General features: G+C 71.5%; 2 protein-coding genes. One reads left to right on the top strand and one right to left on the bottom strand.

Annotated features, from left to right (window positions below; genetic code table 11):
• Positions 1 to 25 precede the first annotated feature (25 nt).
• On the bottom strand, positions 26 to 478 hold the full coding sequence (locus HMPREF0731_RS19620; RefSeq protein ID WP_007005959.1) for an Lrp/AsnC family transcriptional regulator: 453 nt from the start codon (positions 476 to 478) through the stop codon (positions 26 to 28).
• Positions 479 to 632: 154 nt separating this feature from the next.
• On the opposite strand from HMPREF0731_RS19620, the gene HMPREF0731_RS19615 reads away from it, so the two are divergent.
• A complete protein-coding gene (locus HMPREF0731_RS19615) occupies positions 633 to 1,265 on the top strand; it encodes a glutathione S-transferase N-terminal domain-containing protein (protein WP_007005958.1) in 633 nt (210 codons plus the stop codon).
• Positions 1,266 to 1,398 lie beyond the last annotated feature (133 nt).

Raw genomic sequence — 1,398 nt, 5'->3', positions numbered from 1 at the left:
TAAAAAAAGAACAAAGACTCTCTGCCTAAGGCAAAGGCGAGATCGTCCGCTTCAGGCAGCGCAGCGTGAAGGCCGTCCGCGTGTGCCGCACCCCCGGCAGGCGGTAGAGCTTCTCGCGCAGCAGCGCCTCGTAGCCCGCCGTGCCGCCGACCGCCGCCTTGATCAGGTAATCGTATTCCCCGGTGGTCAGGTGGCATTCCAGCACTTCGGGCATGTCCTGCACCGCCTGCTCGAAGCGGGTCAGCGCCGTCTCGTCATGCTTCTCCACCATGATCTCGACGAACACCGTGTCGGGCAGGCCGAGCTGCGCCTGGTCGAGCAGCGCCACATAGCCCTGGATGATGCCCGCCTGCTCCAGCCGCCGCACCCGCGTCCAGCAGGGGGAGGGGGAGAGGCCGACCTGCTCGGCCAGTTCGGCATTGGTCAGGCGGGCATTGCGCGCCAGCGCCCGCAGGATGCGGCGATCCGTCTGGTCCATGAGCCTCCCCCTTGCCCGGCCCCCGCCGGAACCCGGCACAATTCTGCCATGCCAGGGCGATAGACGCTTCCCGACAGGTTCCACAACCTGGGCGTGAACGCCACGCTGGAACATTGTCACAGGCCCGTGTAAGCTCACGGCCTCGGGAGGGAAAATGCCCGGCATGCGACTGCATGGCTACCGCCATTGCCCGGCCACCGCGCGGGTCCGCATCGCTCTGGCCCTGAAAGGGGTGGAGAGGGTGGCGCTCGACCTGCGCGATCCGCCTGCCGCCCCGCTGCTGCTGGCCCACGTCCCGCCGGGCGGCCAGCCCCCTGTGCTGGAACTGCCGGACGGGCAAAGGCTGCGCCAGTCGCTGGCCATCCTCGAATGGCTGGAGGAGATGTGGCCGAGCCCGGCCCTGCTGCCGCCCGACCCGATGACCCGCGCCCGCGTGCGCGCCTTTGCCCTGGCCCTCACCGCCGATATGGAGCCGCTGTGCAGCCCCCGCGTGCTGGACCGGCTGCGCCGCACCGGCGCCTCGGAGGGGGAGGCGCAGCTCTGGGCCCGCCAGGCCCTCGCCGAGGGGCTGGAAGCCTGCGAGGCGCTGCTCGACCATGGCGGGGAGGGGCCCTTCTGCTTCGGTGCCGAGCCGGGCCTGGCCGATCTCTGCCTGGTGCCGCAATTGCAGGAGGCGCGGCGCTTCGGTGTCGCCCTCGGCTATCCGCGCCTGCTGGCGGCGGAGGCCGCCAGCCTCACCCTCGCCGCCTTCCAGTTGGCCCTGCCGGAGGTGATCCATGCGTCCTAGCGCCTGTCTCCTCGCGGTCTGCGCCCTGGCGCCGCTGGCCCTGCCGGCGCAGGCGCAGCTGCGCAGCCTGACCGTCCCGGCCGAATCCGGCGTGGTGGTGCCCCCGCGCGGCCAGGCGCCGCCGCGCCTGGTG

Origin of the sequence: Pseudoroseomonas cervicalis ATCC 49957, from assembly GCF_000164635.1 — a bacterium.
GTDB lineage: Bacteria > Pseudomonadota > Alphaproteobacteria > Acetobacterales > Acetobacteraceae > Pseudoroseomonas > Pseudoroseomonas cervicalis.
Note: the sequence above shows the minus strand (reverse complement) of the source record. Positions and strands in the feature narration are given on the sequence as shown.

Bases quoted from the DNA above. Each gene is read 5' to 3' on its own strand.
- HMPREF0731_RS19620 (WP_007005959.1), bottom strand. From the start codon at position 478: ATGGACCAGACGGATCGCCGCATCCTGCGGGCGCTGGCGCGCAATGCC.
- HMPREF0731_RS19615 (WP_007005958.1), top strand. From the start codon at position 633: ATGCCCGGCATGCGACTGCATGGCTACCGCCATTGCCCGGCCACCGCG.